Consider the following 16663-nt stretch of genomic DNA (forward strand, 5'->3'; position numbering starts at 1 on the left):
AATTATTTAGGTTGGGGTTTCACAATTAATACAGGCACGTTAACCTTGTGGCGTACATCATTTACAGTAGTGCCGAAAATAAGGTCTTTTAAAAACTTGTGCCCGTGCGATCCCATTACCACAAAATCTATTCCTTCTTCTTTTACTATCTCGGCAATTGCCGTGCCTGTAGAGCCATAGCCAATATGCGCGTAAGCATCGTAGCCTAGGCTACGAATCTCGTCGGCATACTTTTGCAGGTTATCGGCATCGCTCTGAGTTTCCATATCCATTACCTGTGTGCCATGATAACGCGCCCCCGCAGTCTCTACCACGTGCATCAGCGTATAGCGGGCATTTTTTCCCCCTTCCATCACACCGTGCCGGATGGACTCCCAGTCGTTCTTGGAAAAATCAATAGCTATACCGATGTGTTTATAATTAATGCGCTCTATCTCGTGCACGGCGCTTGCGATGCCGTGTGGCACGTCGTTAGCTTTATCCGGTGTGCGAAACAGTAGCGGGCGGATGGTAACGTAAAACAACAACAAAGCAATAGCTATAATAACCGGCATAATCAACCCATAAAGCACAATTGGCGAAACAGCCCCACTTGTAACCCAGCCCTCAACTTCCTGCACAACCAACTGAACATTTAACGCGATAATAAGCGCCGCAAACACCCAGGCCAAGCCTTTTATCCAGGGACCGATCACAAATTTACCCATCCGTGCTCTGTCTGACGTAAAGTGGATCAACGGGATAACTGCAAAGCCCAACTGCAAGCTCAGCACTACCTGGCTTAATACCAACAGGTGACCTAAAGCGTCGCCGCCAACATATATCAAGGTTAAATAAGCCGGGATAATGGCCAGCATACGTGTAAGCAAACGGCGCAACCAGGGTGCAACGCGCAGGTTAATATGGCCTTCCATTACAATTTGGCCTGCAAGGGTGCCCGTAATGGTCGAGCTTTGCCCAGCCGCTATCAGCGCTATGGCAAACAGCGTAGGGGCCATATTGCCAAATATTTTGCTCAGTAGTTTATAAGCATCCTGTATCTCGGCAATTTGGTGGTAACCATTTCTAAAAAAGGCACTGGCGGCTAGTATCAATATGGCGGCATTAACAAAAAAAGCGAGGTTCAGGGCAATGGTGGTATCCCAGAGGTTATATTTAATAGCATTGCGGATGCCTTTTTCTGTGCGTTCTATTTTGCGTGTCTGTACCAGCGAAGAATGCAGGTATAAATTGTGCGGCATTACGGTAGCCCCAATAATACCTATAGCTATATAAAGCGCATTGCCGGTGAGCTCATTCGGTAAAAAGCCTTTGCCAATTTCAACAATATCTGGCTTGGCAATAAACATTTCTATCAGGAAAGAGAACCCCACTATAAATATCAGCGATACAATAAAGCTTTCGAGTTTACGCATACCCTTATTCATCAAAAACAGGAGCAAAAGGGTATCCAGCATGGTTATAGAGATGCCCCAAACCAAAGGCAAACCGAATAAAAGGTTTAAGCCGATGGCCATGCCGATGATCTCCGCTAGGTCGCAAGCTATTATTGCAATCTGCGCCAGTATAAACAGGCAAAAATTTACAAACCTGGAATAAGCGTGTTTGGAGGCCTGCGCCAAATCCAAGCCTCGCACAATACCCAATCGGGCGCTTAGTGATTGTAGTAAAAGAGCGATGAGATTAGAAAGAAGTAATACCCATATTAACCGGTAGCCAAACTGGCTGCCTGCAGCCAGATCGGTTGCCCAATTACCCGGGTCCATATAGCCTACGCAAATGAGATAGGCAGGGCCAATAAAGGCTAAGAACCGTTTCCACCCGGTATTACCGTCGGTTGCTACAGAGCCGTGTACGTTACCTAGAGATTCGCTCATGAGGTTACTAAAATATTTTTGGCAGCTTCTTTACTGATGCTGATCTTGTTTTCTGATTGATTAACTGTTAACACCACCGATTGATCGTAAGCGAGGATCTCTATCACCCTGATCTGGTTTCCCAGCATCAGGTTCAGTTTTTCCAGGTATTGCAAAAATGGAGGCGAATGCTCTCGTACACCCGATATCACTCCGCTTTCGTCAACATCCAACTGGCTTATTGGTTTAAATTCGTGGTGCTTTATTCGGCCATGCTTGTCGGGGATAGGGTCGCCATGTGGGTCGTATGCGGGGTAGTCCATAAACTGATCGAGACGGTCAACAAGCTCGGTGGAAGAGATATGTTCCAGTTCTTCAGCCATGTCGTGTACCTCATCCCATTTAAAATTGAGTTTTTCTACTAAAAAATACTCCCATAGACGGTGGCGGCGCACTACATCAACTGCAATTTTTTTTCCTACCTCTGTTAAGGTAACACCGTAATATCGGGTGTAGTCTATCAGTTTTTTTTCTGATAGTTTTTTCAACATGTCGGTAACTGAGGCGGCCTTAGTGTTCAGTATAGCAGCAAGTTGGTTGGTACTAACCGGTGCCGAACCCTCTGATAATTTATAGATAGTTTTAAGATAGTTCTCTTCTGTAAACGTTTGCATTTAATCAAATCTAAATAAATTATTAGACTAATCTAAATATTTATTAGCTTAGAATTATTATTTGTGTAATGCCATTTTAAAAAAATTATATTTTGTTGCCGAGGGGTTATATATTTGCAACATGGCAGCAGAATTAGATAAGATTGATCTACAGATTTTAAAAATATTACAGGAAAATGGCAGGATAACCAATCTGCAACTCTCAAACGAGATCGGTTTATCGCCGGCACCCACCCTTGAGCGTGTGCGTAAACTGGAAAATGCCGAGTACATTAAGAGTTATCATGCCCTGGTGGATGAGGAAAAGCTTGGCCTGGGAATCAAAACCTTTATACAGATCTCGCTTGATTTTCATAAGAACAACACCATTCAGATATTTTTAGACGAGATCCAGAAAATTAAAGAAGTGACGGAGTGCCACCATGTAACCGGGCAATGTGATTTTTTGCTAAAGGTTTACGTACGCGACATAAAATCGTACGAGCAGTTGATTATGGAAAAAATCAGCCGCATTACCGTGGTTAAAACTTTCCAAACCATGATGATCATGTCTACCAGCAAAAAGGAGCCGATAGTACCTTTGGAGTATTAATTAATTTGTTGATTTGTCAATTTGTTAATGACGCCCTTCTGGTTGAGTAATTAACAAATTGACAAATTATCTCATTAACAAATTAATTAATTTATCTGCCAGTCAATAGGCTTCTTACCCTCCTGTATCAAATAGGCGTTGGCCTTTGAAAATGGCTTGGAACCATAAAACCCTCGTTCTACTGACAGGGGAGAAGGGTGTACAGATTTGATAATATGATGCTTAGTCTGATCTATCAAACTGATTTTTGATTGCGCATAATTGCCCCATAGAATAAATACCAATCCCTTTTTCTCTTCCGATAGTTTGCGAATCACCTCGTCGGTAAAAACTTCCCATCCTTTTTTCTGATGCGATGCGGCTTCGCTTGCGCGAACGGTGAGTGTTGCGTTAAGTAGTAACACCCCTTGTTGCGCCCATTCTTCGAGATTGCCGTGGCTTGGTTTGGTGAAGCCGGGGATATCGGTTAATAATTCTTTATAAATATTTTGCAGCGATTTGGGTATGGCAATACCTTTTTGTACCGAGAAGGATAAGCCGTGGGCTTGGTTTGGCCCGTGATAGGGGTCTTGCCCAAGTATTACTACCTCAACTTTATCCCATGCCGTGGTGTTAAAAGCATTAAAAATATCCTTGTTTCTGGGGTATACAACCTGTCCATTATCGTGCTCCTGCTTCAAAAATTCGCGTAGTTTAAGCATGTAAGGTTTATCAAATTCATCCTTCAGAACATTAAGCCAGCCGGGTTCCAAATCTATCGCCATAAATATTTAGTAATTGTTGATTTAACGTACAAATAAACGGATATTTGCGCTTTAATATATTCATAAACAATTATGTCAAATATTGTTCGGCTTATTATAGCCTGTGTGGTACTTGGAGCGGCCATCGCTCTGGCGGGATTTGGTTTCTGGGGATGGGGTATACTGGTACTTTTAATTGGTGGTATTATACTGCTAAGCTTCTTTTTTAACGAAAACATGATTATTGCGCAATATTATCTGCGTAAAGAAAATAGCGATGAGGCCGAAAAATGGCTGCTTAAAATTAAAGATTACGAAAAAGAGTTGTACAAAACCCAACATGGTTATTACAACATGCTTTTAGGTTTAATTGAATCGCGCAAGGCGCCAATGAAATCTGAAAAGTATTTTAAGAAAGCTTTGTCGTTAGGTATGAAAATGTCGCACAATACGGCATTGGCTAAACTGAGCCTGGCGGGTATTTGCATTGCTAAGCGCAACAAGCGCGAGGCGCAGCAATATTTATCTGAGGCAACTAAAGAGGATAAAAACAAGCTATTGGCAGATCAGATAAAAATGATGAAAGGACAGCTTGCCCAAATGGATAAACAGGTACAAAGAGGATATCGCAACTACTAAACGGTAGTTGTAATATTCGTTGATCTGTAAAAAATAAGGAAAAAAGAGAACGGATTATTTTTCTTCGATAGAACCAAAATAGTCTGGCTCTGAAGAGTGATTTTGGCTAGGCGAAATGTGTCTGTCCGGAATGTAAAGATCATCCTCGGTCGGGTTTGCGATCTCTACCTGCTTCAGTAAGCTGCGTATGAAAGAAAGGCCGAATTTTTTGCGATCCAATTTGATCAGGTATTCCTGCTCTGTAATCTCTAAAGTCATATGCTTGTATTTATGTTGTTCTTCCATAAAGTTAAAACAGCAGATTAAACAAAAAGTTATGTCGACTTTAAGTTTCGGTTAAATAAGACATTCATATAACATAAAAAGCCATCCCAACGTTCGTTCGGATGGCTTTTTATGTTATGTTTTGAATTGGGGAGCCGATTTTATTCGAACCAAGCCATCACGGCTTCTTTAGCCGGCATGGTAATATCCAGTTTCATTTTTTTGCGCATTCCGCCTAAATCATTAAATACTTTATTAGGGTTAGCGGCCTTTAATTCTTCAACTGTATTGAAGCCCATTTTATTTACCACCGGTACCCACTCTGCGGGCACACCAGCTTCGATAAAGTCATCGGCTGTAGCAACCTTTGCTTTTTTCTCAGGGCGCATTTGAGGAAAGAATAATACCTCCTGAATAGTGCTTTGATTGGTTAACATCATCACCAGGCGGTCGATACCGATACCTAGGCCCGATGTTGGTGGCATACCGTATTCTAAAGCACGTAAAAAGTCCTCGTCCATAGCCATAGCCTCGTCATCACCACGGCCGGCTAAGATCAGCTGATCTTCCAAGCGTTGGCGCTGATCCAACGGATCATTCAGTTCAGAATAGGCGTTACCTAATTCCTTACCATTAACGAATAACTCGAAACGCTCTACCAAACCTTCTTTGGTCCGGTGCTTTTTGGCCAATGGCGACATTTCAACCGGGTAGTCGGTAATATAAGTAGGCTGTATCAGGTTAGCTTCAACTTTAGCGCTGAAGATTTCGTCAACCAGCTTACCTTTACCCATAGTGGTATCAACCTCAATAGCCAAATCACGACAGGTTTGGCGCAGGGCAGCTTCGTCCATAGCAGATACATCGATGCCTGTGTATTTTAAAATAGAATCATACATCGACAGTTTCTCATACGGCCCGGCAAAATTAATCTCGTTAGCACCCACCTGTACAGTTGGTACACCATTTACCGCACGTGCAACTTTTTCCAAACATTGCTCTAACATGGCCATCATCCAGATGTAATCCTTGTAGGCTACATAGATTTCCATCATGGTAAACTCCGGGTTGTGGGTACGGTCCATGCCCTCATTGCGAAACATCTTGCCAAACTCATAAACACCATCAAAACCGGCTACGATCAAACGTTTCAGGTAAAGCTCGTTGGCGATACGCAAAAACAGCGGCATATCCAGCGTGTTGTGGTGCGTAGCGAATGGCCGTGCTGCAGCACCGCCATGTACAGGCTGCAGAATAGGGGTTTCTACTTCAAACCAGCCCTGCTCGTTAAAATAATTACGCATGGTGCTGATCACCTTGGTGCGTTTCATGAAGATCTGTTTGAAATCCGGGTTAACGGTCAGATCCACATAGCGTTGACGGTAACGCAACTCAGGGTCGGTAAAACCGTCGAAAGTGTTACCCTCCTCATCGCGTTTAACGATAGGAAGTGGTTTTAATGATTTAGCCAAAACAGTCATTTCTTGCGTATGCACAGAAATTTCGCCGGTTTGGGTTAAAAACACGTAGCCTTTAATGCCGATGTAATCGCCAATATCTAACAGCTTCTTAAATACAGTGTTGTAAAGCGTTTTATCTTCGCCAGGGCAAATATCATCGCGCTTCAGGTAAACCTGCACACGGCCGGTTGAGTCCTGCAGCTCTAAAAAAGAGGCATTACCCATAATACGGCGGGTCATGATACGGCCGGCAAGCTGTACCTGTTGGTAAGCCTCCGGGTTTGCATTAAAATTATCTTTAATATCCTGAGCCCAGGCATTTACGGCGTAAGCTTCGGCCGGGTAAGGCTCAATGCCTAAGGCGCGTAGCTGCTGTAACGATTCGCGGCGTAAAATTTCCTGCTCAGATAATGCTGCAATACTCATAGTAAAACGCTAAAAATTATAAGGTTGCAAAAATAGGATTTTTTGGCCGAAAAAGTTTGTTGATGAGGTGATTTGTTGATTTGTCAATTGTCATTTACCATCAGTCAATGGTCATTTGTCTTTCATCCTCTTGGTTCTATCCCTGAGTAATGACTAACTTTAAAATTCACACCTACGTTTTATGAAAAAAGTACTGATTACAGGGGCCAACAAAAGCATTGGCTTTGAGGCAACCCGCCAACTATTACAGCAAGGCTATTATGTATACTTAGGCAGCAGAGACCTGCAAAAAGGCACTGAAGCTGTAGATAAATTAAAAGCCGAAGGCCTAAGCAATGTCGAAGTCTTACAAATTGACGTAAGCAATGATGCATCGGTAGATGCTGCGTTTAAGGAATTATCTGCAAAGACAGATGTGTTAGATGTGTTGATTAACAATGCTGGTATCAGCGGCGGATTTCCGCAAACTGCGTTAACTACTTCTCCCGATGTACTTCGTGAAGTTTTTGAGACTAATGTGTTCGGCGTAGCAAAGGTTACCGTTACATTTTTACCGCTTCTGCAAAAATCGGCTGAGCCGCGCATTGTAAACGTAACCTCCGGACTGGGCTCTATAACCTTGCACACTGACCCGAATTGGAAATATTACCAGGTAAAGAGTGCTGCTTACGGCCCGTCGAAATCTGCTTTGAATGCTTATACCGTAGTGTTGGCTTACGAACTTAAAGACACCAACTTTAAAGTAAATGCCGTAGACCCAGGTTATACCGCCACAGATTTTAACAATCACAATGGCCCTGGTACGGTAGAAGATGCTGCAAAGCGCGTAGTAAAGGCTGCCGTTTTAGAAGCTGATGGCCCAACCGGTCAGTTCTTTAGCGATGATAATTCGCCGGAGACAGGGATTAGTCCTTGGTAGATGTTGACCTTGTCATTCAGAGCGATAGCGAAGAATCTTTTACAATTGCTTATCGAACATCACAGGCGAAGAAGATATTTCGCTATCGCTCAATATGACAAAATTTATTTTGAATTTAATATCTGAAAGAGTATTTCCGTTAATGAGTATTGGTCGCAGTAATACTTCGCAATTGTCCCCGGAGTTTTATAAGGCGAAATATTAAATCCATCCTCGATATCATTGTACCAAATAACTTGTGTGTCGAGAATTGCGACTGCCCAAAATCCTCCGCCTGCTTGTCCATAATTTTCTTCCTGCCATTTCTCAGGGATTATTTTAATTAGTTGCCAAAAACTTAGCAACTTGGTGGGCATAGTTGATTCGGCTTTTGCTATTTCAGTAGAAATATCTTCGAATGATATCGGTTTCCATATCATATCACAATTTCCTGATCACCTTCGCCGGATTCCCTACCGCCAAACTATCATCCGGAATATCTTTAGTAACTACAGAGCCCGCGCCGATAACACAACGGTTACCAATAGTTACACCCGGACAAATTACCGTCCCGCCACCAATCCAGCAATCGTCGCCGATGGTTACGGGTTTGCCAAATTCGGTGCTGCGGCGCTCAATAGCATTTAAAGGGTGACTTGCGGTGTAAACCTGCACTGCAGGGGCGAAAAACACATTGTTGCCGATGGTTACTTTACAAACATCCAACACCACGCAGTTTACATTGAAATATACGTTGATGCCACAATGGATATTATAGCCATAGTCGGCATGAAATGGTGGCTCGATATATAAACCCTCACCTGCGTTTGGGATAAGTTCTCTGACGATCTCTTTAGCTGCATCATTAAACAAATACTCGGTAACGTTTAAACGGTGAAGCAGTTTCTTAGCATCGGTACGACCTTTCACCAGTTCGGGATCGTTAGCGAGGTAGGCTTCGCCATCGAGCATTTTTTGTTTTTCTGATTTCATGGTGAAGCTAAGATAGCGAAGATGCGTCGCAGACGCAATGAAGTTTTAAGTAGCCGTTATGAACGCGCGTAAGAGGGTTACTTAAAACCTTAACCTTGTCATTCAGAGCGATAGCGAAGAATCTTCTTCACTATGCATAATGGATTTACACAATGCAGAAGATTCCTCCTACGTCGGCATGACAATTTTATCATTTCGCGTTATAGAGCCTCCTCTACATACATCTCATCAATGGCACCTGCGTATTTGTTCTCAATAACTTTACGCTTAGCTTTTAGGGTAACGGTCATTTCACCTTCTTCCATGCTGAAAGGGTTGCGTTTTACCTTGAAGTTTTTAATACGCTCGAACTTGGCCAGCTCGTTGGATAACTTTTTAATATCCTGGCCTATCCAGTCTGTTACCTGCTTATCGCTAATGAATTGCTCGGGCTGTTCGAAGTATTGCTCCGTTAAGCCGAAAGTTTCCTGCAAGCCCTCGCGCGATGGAACGATGATAGCAGTTACATATTCGCGTTTATCGCCAACTAAAAATACCTGCTCAATTTTAGGGCTTTTTAAATAGGTGTTTTCAACCGGGGTAGGGTATATGTTTTTGCCGTAAGCGTTAACCAGCATGTTTTTAAGGCGATCGGTAATTTGCAGATAGCCTTTATGGAAACGGCCGATATCACCAGTATGAAACCAGCCGTCGGCGTCGATGGCAACTTTGGTTTCTTCGGGTTTATTCCAGTAGCCTTTCATCACGCATACACCGCGAATAATAATCTCACCTTCTTCCGATTCAAATTCGGGGTCGAAACTGTCGTGGGTTTGTATGGTGTAGATCTTGCCGGTTTCGATATTCTGAATTGCGGTTTCCGTACCTTTTAAAATACGGCCTACGGTGCCATAAACCTGGCGTTCAAATTCGGTTACGGCCATAGGTCCGGTAGTTTCTGTTAAGCCGAAACCTTCCAGAATTGGCACACCAAGATTGCCGAAAAACTCGCCTACATTGCGTGGCAAAGCGCCACCGCCCGAGATCAGGAATTTAAGACGGCCGCCTGTTTTCTCAATAATTTTGCTAAATACCAGCTTGTGGGCAATTTTATATTCGCGGGTTAAAATAAAGCCTGGGTTTTTCCCGCTTTCTTTAACCTTGCGGTATTTCTGGCCAATATCCATGGCCCATAAAAATATCTTGGTTTTCATGCCGCCGGCGCTCATGCCGTTTTTGTTGGCCTTGTCGTGTATGCGTTCTAATAAACGTGGCACGCAGTTCATAATGGTAGGCTTAACCTCCATCAGGTTTTTGGCTAATAATTCCAGGCTTTGAGCAAAGGCTATTTTACAGCCAGCACCGCAGCATATGTAATAAGTAGCGCAACGCTCGAACACGTGGGATAACGGTAAAAACGAAAGGAACAAATCGTTTTCATCTACAATCGAAATCTGATCTAAACCATAACGAACCGTTTCTACAAAGTTGCTGTGGGTAAGCATAACACCCTTAGGGGTACCTGTGGTACCTGAAGTGTAAATAAGGCACGAAAGATCCGAAGGTAAAATACCTTCTCGTGCAATGTTAATCTTCATGCGGTATTGCTCAACAACAGCTTTACCTTCAGCAATAGCATCTTCAAAACTGATTACACCGGCACTAAGGTTCAGGCCATCGGTATATTTGTCAAATTCGTTAAACGCAGGAATAATGCGGATCAGGTCGGGGCAGTTGTTAGCAACCTTAAGCACTTTGCGCAGTAGAAACGGATTACCCACTAAGAGCGTTTTTGAGCCCGAATCGTTCAGGATATATTCAATCTCCGCCTCGGTAAGGGTAGGGTATATCGATGCATTTACAGCTCCAATTTGTTGTAATGCCTGGTCGTAATAAATGTAATCCGGCCCGTTCTCTATCAGCAAACCTAGGCGGTCGCCCTTTTTTATACCTATATCAAGAAACCAGGCGGATAATGCATCAGCCTTGTCAAGGGTCTCCCGGTAAGATATCTCTTGCCAGGTATCCTTAACCTTGTCTATTAAAAAAGTATGCGAGTCCGGGTGAATATTTTTTACAACGTTTCTAATCAATTCAGGAACGGTTGCAACATCTTTATTCAGGTTCATTAAGTTTAATCGGGGTTTATAAAGTCAGCAAATTTAGTTATTTAAAAGTAAAAACAAATTAGGACTAAATAGGGGGGTATTAAGGGGCGATAATATTAACAATGTTAACTGGGCATGGTTTTAGAAAAGTAAACCTCTCCCCAACCCCTCTCCGTGGGAGAGGGGCTTTAAGAATTTCCTGACTAATGATTCTCGACTCTTGGCTCCAAATGATTTAACGATTAATTAATAAAATAACAATGTAACCCGTTCAACTTCTGCTGATTGGTTCCGTATAACCTGTTATTATTAACTCTTAAATAATAACCTAAAAATTACCATTATGCAGAAATTTACCAATCCACGTGTATGGGTATTGGCAATTGCCACAGCGGCAATGCTGGCTGGCAGTTGTACAAAAAATGCAGCAATACCCGATGCTGCAGTGCATTCAGACAGTGTTAAAATCAATGCTGTTAAAGCTACTAAGACAATGGCCATCTCGGCTTCCGAGGGTTTTGAGGTGGGTTCAACAAGCCCGAAAACAGCTTATGACGTTTCGCCTACAGGCTCTAGCAGCGGCGATAATGTAACCTTGTCGGGAAAATCATGGAATATGTATGATGCGCTGGTTGGTAACCTGGCGGCCGATTTAAAAGCTGGCTCATGGAGTGCCCGTGTGCGTAACACCGGTAAAATTACCATGCTGTTTGATGTTACTACAGGTATCAGCACGGTAACCATTAAAAGCGGTACTTATACTGGCGATACCGCGAGCCAGTGGGGTTTATTTTATTCGGTGGACGGAGGCAGCACCTGGGCTCAGTCGGGCACAAATGTTACCACCACCTCGTCATTGGCGGTAAGCACCTTTACCCTTACACTTAGCGGCACGGCACGTTTAGAGATCCGTAAGTTAACCGGTGGCAGCAATCGTATTAATATTGACGATATCACCATTAACGACAATGCAGGCGGCGGCACCGGCGGAACTGTTGTAACAGGCAAGAAGTTCTTATTTGATGTAAGTCACCTCGAAAACGCCGGTAGCGCCGATTGGCAGATAGATGCCGACGGTACCGAAAACGTAGCTACCTATACCGGTGGTACTACTGTTGAAACCAAAGCGCAACGTACACCAACACCGTCTTATACAGGCATTACAGCCAGCACACCAGAAACCTATTGGAAAGGTGCTATTTCTGCCTGGGCGGTTGAGCTGGTGAAGAAAGGCGAATTAGTTGAATCGCTGCCAAGTGGATCTACCATCACTTATGGTACTTCCGCTACGCAGGATCTCAGCAATTACGATGTGTTTGTAGTAGTTGAGCCTAACCGTTTATTTACCGCTGCAGAGAAAACCGCGCTAATGAACTTTGTTGCCAATGGCGGCGGTTTAATGATGATTGCCGACCATACTGCTGCCACCACAGCAGGCACGGATGCTAACGGTTATAATCCATCTGACCGCGACGGCGATGGTTACGATTCGCCACGTGTATGGAATGACCTGATGACCAATAATGGTATTAATAATAACAAGCCCTTTGGTTTCAATATTGACTATGTAGATATTAATGATCAGCCAACCAGCAATGTATATACCGGCACAAATGCCAACGCTCAGAAGGTGTTGAATGGTGCTGCAGGTAGTGCTTCAAAACTTGCGTTTTATGATGGTTGTACTGCTACCTTATACTCAGCTAACAATTCAAACGTGCAGGGATTATTCTGGCGCAGTAGCTCAACTAATGGAGGTAGCACGGGGGTAATGGCATTGTTGTCAACTTATGGTTCAGGCCGTGTTGTATTTATCGGTGACAGTTCACCTGCAGATGACGGTACAGGCGACCCTAATGATAGTCTGTTCAATGGCTGGTCGGGCGATGCGCCATCTGGTTATACCTCGCATCCGGCATTGCATTTAAATGCTTCGCTTTGGTTAGCCAAGGCTATATAATAACTGTTTCTATTTACTTTGCTTGGAGCGGCTGCTGTAATGGTGGCCGCTTTTTTTATTACTTATTGATGATCAACCAATATTAAATTGGCGTGTTATATCATTCAAATCAAAACAGCATCATGAAAATAGTAATAGTTGGTGCATCGGGCACCATTGGAAAAAAGGTAGCGGAAGCGCTGCGCGAAAAGCATGAAGTAGTTACAGCAGGCAGAAGCTCGGGCGATGTACGCCTAGATATCAGTTCGGTAGCCTCTATAGAGAGTTTTTACAAGGAACTAGGTAAGTTCGATGCTGTAGTAAGCATTGCGGGTGAAGCCCACATGGCTCCGATAAAAGATATTAAGGATGTTGATTTTAGGAAAGGTATAGACAATAAGCTAATGGGGCAGGTGAACCTGGTGCTCGTTGGTCAACATTACATTAATCCTACTGGTTCGTTTACATTAACCTCTGGCACACTTAGTGGCGATCCAATAAAAATGGGCGTAAATCTAAGTACCGTAAATGGGGCTATCAATTCGTTCGTCATAGGCGCAGCAGTCGACTTGGAGAATGGTATTCGTATCAATGCCGTTAGCCCCGGTGTAGTAGAAGATTCACCTGAGTATTTTGATGCTTTTCCGGGACATATTCCGGTTGCAATGGATAAGGTGGTGGCGGCTTACGTGAAGAGTGTTTTAGGGGCAGGGACAGGGCAGGTGATAGCGGTTCATTAACTGCCTCTCTCCAGATATCGTCTTTGCGAGATACCGCCCGTCCCGATAACGATCGGGAAAGCAATCCCCGACCGACACGCTGAAACTTTAGTAACGCATTTCCATTTTCCATTAGGAAGGGTAGGGAAGTGATATTTATGTCAGTGGATGTTCTTTTTCTTTTCTCTCAAAAGAAAAATGAACCAAAAAGAAAAGTCGTGGCTGCTTTATTTTCTATTAAAGTTAGTGGTTAGGCAGGAGTTGTGCTGCCCGAAAATCAAGATGCCACAGGAAGATCGTTATTAACGGTTTTGCTGTGTTAGCCTTATGGTATTAATTATGGCTGATAGCCTTCAAATTGTCTTGATTTAAGCTGTATACTTCTTCTACCGGTACCGCTTTCTTTGAAACTTTATTTAGGTCTTTTCCCTCTTTTGTCCATAAAAAAGGATATATAGAAAAAGCCTGATTACCATCGACTCCTTGAATGTCTTTTTCCCAGCCTTTCCACCTTAGTGTGGCGTAAAATTTAGCTATATTGCCATTAAAGCAAAAATCTAAAAAGTCAGAATAAGTAAAGTTTAGCGGTTCCCAATACAAACTTTCCGGAGCAAAATAGTACATCTTACCAAAGTCATTGCCGAGCGCTCCACCGTTAATTGCGAATAGGCCTCCAACAACATCGTCTGCTACTAACAACAGCTTTGGTTGCTCGCCGAAATTTGAAAAAGTTTTTCCTTTATTCCAGGATGGGATACTTCTATTTAATTTATCTGACCCCGAACCGAGAATTCTTAACCAACCATTATCGATTATTACGCCACCTGTGAAATAAACTATAGCACCCATTGGAGATCGAGTTGTTATTTGCAACTGATGTAAAGCAGTATCTGCTTTGATTTTATTGACAGGTAAGAATTCTACTTTGTTTTTAGATGAAACAGCCCAGTCCTTTACTAAATCCCAACCAGATTTATCAGCAGTGAGTTCGGCAAGATTTCGTGTTTTAAGTTGAGCCAGCAACGGTAATTGAGATAAAATTAAAAGAACTGCAATCAGCGTTATTTTATGACTTAGGTTTAGGGTTTTCATTATCTGTAAATATAGAAAAACAAAAAAGGCGCTAAAAGCGCCTTTTTCAATATTATAATCAAACTGATTTTTATACCGAGAAACTCTCTCCGCAACCGCAGGTACGGCTGGCGTTAGGGTTGTTGAAATTGAAACCTTTACCATTTAGGCCATCCGAAAAATCCAGTTCGGTGCCGGCTAAGTAAAGAAATGATTTCATATCGAGCGCCATTTTAACGCCTTTGTCTTCAAAAAACTGATCGCCTTTTTTCTCTTCGTTATCAAAATCAAGGTTGTATGATAAACCCGAACATCCTCCGCCCTGAACAGACACGCGTAAAAAATACGAAGCATCCAGCCCGGCATCAGTCATCAGGTGATCTATTTTATCTTTTGCTTTATCAGTTACAGTTACCATTGTGTTAAATAGAGTCAGGAATCAAGAATCGAGAGTCAAGATAAACTCCGTAAAAGAAGTCTCGTTTCTTGGCTCTTGATTCTTGACTCTTATTTTTAGTGGTGTGATTTTTCAGTTTCGATAGGTGCTAAGCCATTTTTAACGCGGTAATCGTTAATAGCAGCTTTGATAGCATCTTCGGCTAAAACAGAGCAGTGGATTTTTACCGGAGGTAAAGCCAACTCCTCTACAATGTCCATGTTGTCGATGGTCATCGCATCGTCAATAGATTTGCCTTTTAACCACTCGGTAGCTAAAGATGATGATGCAATTGCAGACCCGCAACCAAATGTTTTGAATTTAGCATCGGTGATTACATTGTTATCATCAACTTCAATTTGCAGGCGCATTACGTCGCCGCACTCTGGTGCACCAACAAGGCCGGTACCCACCTTGCTGCTCGATTTATCTAAGGTACCCACGTTACGCGGGTTGGTGTAATGATCAATTACTTTATCTGAATAAGCCATGGCTTTCTTTTTTACTTTGTGTTTGTTGTCAGTTGTCGGTTATCAGTTGTCTGATTCACCTGTTATTATATTCTAATTCTATGCCAGATAAATTCGAAATCGAAAATCCGACATCCGAAATTGATCTTAGTGTTCTGCCCACTCAATCGAGTTAAGGTCGATACCTTCTTTAAACATTTCCCATAGCGGAGAAAGTTCGCGTAGGTGTGTTACCGATCTTTTAGTTACCTCAATAGCGTAGTCAATTTCTTCTTCAGTTGTAAAACGGCCTAAACCGAAACGGATTGAAGAGTGCGCCAAATCATCAGATAAACCTAACGATTTTAAAACGTATGATGGTTCTAAAGAAGCCGAAGTACAAGCCGAACCTGATGATACAGCTAAATCTTTCATGGCCATCATTAAACCTTCGCCCTCAACATATTTGAAAGAGATATTGGCAACGTGTGGTAAGCGGTGTTCAACGTTTCCGTTTACATAGCTTTCTTCTAACACAGTTAAAGCAGATTCTAATTTGTCGCGCAGTTTCGATAAACGAGCAGCTTCTTCGGTCATTTCTAAACGAGCCAGTTCGCAAGCTTTACCTAAACCAACAATGCCTGGTACGTTAAGGGTGCCAGAACGCATACCGCGCTCGTGACCGCCACCGTCCATTTGGGCAGTAACTTTAACACGTGGTCCTTTACGGCGTACATATAATGCACCAACACCTTTAGGGCCATACATTTTATGAGCTGATAAAGCCAGCAGGTCAATACCATCAGCATTAACATCAACCGGGATTTTGCCTACCGCCTGGGTAGCATCAGTCATAAATAAAGCACCGTGTTTGTGGGCAATTGCAGATATTTCTTTAACCGGCTGTATAACGCCGATCTCGTTGTTGCCATACATAATAGATACCAAGATAGTTTCTGGGGTCATTGCAGCTTCTAACTCTGCAAGATCAATTAAACCATCTTCTTTAACCGGTAGGTAGGTAACACGTGCACCTAACTTCTCGATGTGTTTGCAGGTATCTAATACAGCTTTGTGCTCGGTAACAGCGGTAATAACGTGGTTACCTTTATCTTTATACATTTCAAACACACCTTTAATAGCCAGGTTGTCTGACTCGGTTGCGCCTGAAGTAAAAATGATTTCTTTTTCGTTTGCGCCAATTAGTTTGGCAACTTGCTCACGTGCATAGTCAACCGCTTCTTCGGCTACCCAACCAAAAGCATGGTTACGGCTTGCCGCATTACCAAACTTTTGCACAAAGTAAGGCACCATTGCGTCTAAGACCCTTGGGTCCATGGGCGTGGTAGCGTTGTTATCTAAATATACAGGGATGTTCATAGCTGTTCAATTACAATTACAAAGATAAGTAAACTTT

General features: G+C 42.8%; 17 protein-coding genes. 5 read left to right on the forward strand and 12 right to left on the reverse strand.

All coding sequences use genetic code 11. From position 1 onward, the window contains the following. Positions 1-2: 2 nt before the first annotated feature. Both GSY63_RS06105 and GSY63_RS06110 read right to left on the reverse strand, forming a co-directional pair. Positions 3-1877, reverse strand: coding sequence for an Nramp family divalent metal transporter (locus GSY63_RS06105; RefSeq protein WP_166584906.1), 1875 nt, complete (start codon positions 1875-1877; stop codon positions 3-5). Continuing rightward, positions 1874-2530, reverse strand: coding sequence for a metal-dependent transcriptional regulator (locus tag GSY63_RS06110; RefSeq protein WP_166584907.1), 657 nt, complete (start codon positions 2528-2530; stop codon positions 1874-1876). The genes GSY63_RS06105 and GSY63_RS06110 overlap by 4 nt, the downstream gene beginning before the upstream one ends. A 121-nt stretch (positions 2531-2651) precedes the next feature. On the opposite strand from GSY63_RS06110, the gene GSY63_RS06115 reads away from it, so the two are divergent. Continuing rightward, positions 2652-3122 (forward strand): Lrp/AsnC family transcriptional regulator, encoded by a 471-nt coding sequence (locus tag GSY63_RS06115; protein ID WP_166584908.1) that lies wholly within the window; start codon positions 2652-2654, stop codon positions 3120-3122. An 86-nt stretch (positions 3123-3208) separates the two neighbouring features. On the opposite strand, the gene ung is transcribed toward GSY63_RS06115, so the two are convergent. Then, the gene (ung, locus tag GSY63_RS06120; protein ID WP_166584909.1) at positions 3209-3886 is read right to left on the reverse strand and encodes a uracil-DNA glycosylase; all 678 of its coding nucleotides are present in this window, start codon (positions 3884-3886) and stop codon (positions 3209-3211) included. Positions 3887-3958: 72 nt separating this feature from the next. On the opposite strand from ung, the gene GSY63_RS06125 reads away from it, so the two are divergent. Then, a complete protein-coding gene (locus GSY63_RS06125; RefSeq protein ID WP_166584910.1) occupies positions 3959-4504 on the forward strand; it encodes a DUF2892 domain-containing protein in 546 nt (181 codons plus the stop codon). 54 nt (positions 4505-4558) lie between these two features. On the opposite strand, the gene GSY63_RS06130 is transcribed toward GSY63_RS06125, so the two are convergent. Continuing rightward, positions 4559-4789, reverse strand: a complete 231-nt coding sequence (locus GSY63_RS06130; RefSeq protein WP_166584911.1) for a hypothetical protein — start codon at positions 4787-4789, stop codon at positions 4559-4561. Between the two features lie 140 nt (positions 4790-4929). After that, complete coding sequence (gene lysS, locus GSY63_RS06135; protein WP_208094473.1) at positions 4930-6654, reverse strand: lysine--tRNA ligase; 1725 nt, start codon at positions 6652-6654, stop codon at positions 4930-4932. 181 nt (positions 6655-6835) lie between these two features. Here lysS and GSY63_RS06140 point away from each other — a divergent pair, with 181 nt between their 5' ends. Beyond that, complete coding sequence (locus tag GSY63_RS06140) at positions 6836-7573, forward strand: SDR family oxidoreductase (RefSeq protein WP_166584912.1); 738 nt, start codon at positions 6836-6838, stop codon at positions 7571-7573. 104 nt (positions 7574-7677) lie between these two features. On the opposite strand, the gene GSY63_RS06145 is transcribed toward GSY63_RS06140, so the two are convergent. The 3 genes from GSY63_RS06145 to GSY63_RS06155 form a co-directional block, all read right to left on the reverse strand. Further along, entirely contained in the window at positions 7678-7992 is a 315-nt protein-coding gene (locus GSY63_RS06145) for a hypothetical protein (protein ID WP_243749166.1), read from the reverse strand. A gap of 1 nt (position 7993) precedes the next feature. Next, a complete protein-coding gene (locus GSY63_RS06150; protein WP_166584913.1) occupies positions 7994-8545 on the reverse strand; it encodes a sugar O-acetyltransferase in 552 nt (183 codons plus the stop codon). A 200-nt stretch (positions 8546-8745) separates the two neighbouring features. Further along, positions 8746-10653, reverse strand: coding sequence for an AMP-dependent synthetase/ligase (locus GSY63_RS06155; RefSeq protein ID WP_166584914.1), 1908 nt, complete (start codon positions 10651-10653; stop codon positions 8746-8748). 322 nt (positions 10654-10975) lie between these two features. Between GSY63_RS06155 and GSY63_RS06160 the strand changes: the two genes are divergently transcribed. Both GSY63_RS06160 and GSY63_RS06165 read left to right on the forward strand, forming a co-directional pair. Beyond that, positions 10976-12592, forward strand: coding sequence for a hypothetical protein (locus GSY63_RS06160; RefSeq protein ID WP_208094474.1), 1617 nt, complete (start codon positions 10976-10978; stop codon positions 12590-12592). Between the two features lie 122 nt (positions 12593-12714). Then, positions 12715-13311 carry a short chain dehydrogenase gene (locus tag GSY63_RS06165; protein WP_166584915.1) on the forward strand — a complete coding sequence of 199 codons (597 nt, stop codon included), beginning with the start codon at positions 12715-12717 and terminating at the stop codon, positions 13309-13311. Positions 13312-13623: 312 nt separating this feature from the next. Here GSY63_RS06165 and GSY63_RS06170 read toward each other — a convergent pair whose 3' ends face one another. From GSY63_RS06170 to GSY63_RS06185, 4 genes are all read right to left on the reverse strand, one after another. Next, positions 13624-14382, reverse strand: coding sequence for a DUF2625 domain-containing protein (locus GSY63_RS06170; protein WP_166584916.1), 759 nt, complete (start codon positions 14380-14382; stop codon positions 13624-13626). Positions 14383-14452: 70 nt separating this feature from the next. After that, entirely contained in the window at positions 14453-14779 is a 327-nt protein-coding gene (locus GSY63_RS06175; protein WP_166584917.1) for a HesB/IscA family protein, read from the reverse strand. A gap of 95 nt (positions 14780-14874) precedes the next feature. Further along, a complete protein-coding gene (iscU, locus tag GSY63_RS06180) occupies positions 14875-15288 on the reverse strand; it encodes a Fe-S cluster assembly scaffold IscU (protein ID WP_166584918.1) in 414 nt (137 codons plus the stop codon). A 126-nt stretch (positions 15289-15414) separates the two neighbouring features. Further along, positions 15415-16626 carry an IscS subfamily cysteine desulfurase gene (locus tag GSY63_RS06185; RefSeq protein ID WP_166584919.1) on the reverse strand — a complete coding sequence of 404 codons (1212 nt, stop codon included), beginning with the start codon at positions 16624-16626 and terminating at the stop codon, positions 15415-15417. Between the last annotated feature and the right edge of the window lie 37 nt (positions 16627-16663).

It is taken from the genome of Mucilaginibacter agri (assembly GCF_009928685.1).
GTDB lineage: Bacteria > Bacteroidota > Bacteroidia > Sphingobacteriales > Sphingobacteriaceae > Mucilaginibacter > Mucilaginibacter agri.